General features: G+C 41.5%; 1 protein-coding gene. It reads right to left on the bottom strand.

Annotated features, from left to right (window positions below):
* Positions 1 to 298 precede the first annotated feature (298 nt).
* Complete coding sequence (locus AVL50_RS12120) at positions 299 to 997, bottom strand: hypothetical protein (protein WP_062616765.1); 699 nt, start codon at positions 995 to 997, stop codon at positions 299 to 301.
* Between the last annotated feature and the right edge of the window lie 157 nt (positions 998 to 1,154).

Raw genomic sequence — 1,154 nt, 5'->3', positions numbered from 1 at the left:
TAAATACCTGCACCTGTCGTGATTTCCGCTCTGTGCAATAAATCGGCTTCCATGAATCTAGCATTTCCTGCTAAAATTTCTTTACGCGTTGCTTCGAAAATAACGCCTTTTTTCTTTGCCGCTCTGAATAAGTGACGTTGTTCTTTAGATGTGTCTACTTTTACACCTGCCATGATAATAGGTCTTTAAAATTGAGAAATTTGTTAGTCTTTAAAAATAAGTAAGGTGAAGTGACTAAGTTCACCTTACTTTGCTTGTATGAATAGAGATTTGAGTGTTCTTTGTTAAATGGAAGAGTTTAGCTCATTGCCATAATGGCTTCCTCCTCTCCATTTAGGCCGTCAAGTTCATCGTCTAAGTCGTCGATCTCGCCTAAACCGTCAAGTTCGTCTTCGTCATCAAATTCACCTAAACCGTCTAGGTCTTCAATATCGTCTGCATAGTCTAAACCTGTCAGATCTTCAATATCCGCTTCGCCTAAACCATCAAGTTCATCCAGATCATCAAATTCACCTAAACCGTCAAGTTCATCCAGATCATCATCCAATGAACCCATAGGCAAACCTCCTACTTGGTACAAGTTGCCGTGTTCATCTTGTCTGAACTGGTTGCCTGCAATACCGTTTTGACCTTGAACCATGTACATCTGACCGTCAGGACCGTACACCAATTCACCACTTCCAAGACCATCTAAACCTGAGACAGCGTTACCTGCTACTGGTGCTCCTAGATAGTTTTTCATGAATGGGAATTTTTCAACTGTTTTTGGGTTGGACACAAAACCAGTTGCACCTGCCGCTACAAGTGCTGTACCTAAATGAGCTAGGTAAGGATTCTTGCGGTCTGCTTTTGATGCTGCTAATCCTCCTGCTACAATCGCTGCAATGGAAACTAAAGGCTGCTCACTATATCCGAGCACTTTTTTACCCACGATGGCACCCACCGTTACGGCTCCGGCCCCAATAGCGGCCTGTTTTAAATTTTCCTTATCGAACATTTGTTAATAAAATTAAGTTTTCAGGAATTTGAACCCGCTATTAATGCAAGGAGCCCAATAGCTCCATACATCAATAGGTTATTGTTAGTTTTTGAGTTTGGTTGTCGTTTATTTTCAGCTATTAATGCCTGATACTTTGCAAGCTGAAGTGCCTTGG

Origin of the sequence: Flammeovirga sp. SJP92, assembly GCF_001583495.1 — a bacterium.
Taxonomy (GTDB): Bacteria; Bacteroidota; Bacteroidia; order Cytophagales; family Flammeovirgaceae; genus Flammeovirga.
This window is presented reverse-complemented; position numbering and strand designations above follow the sequence as displayed.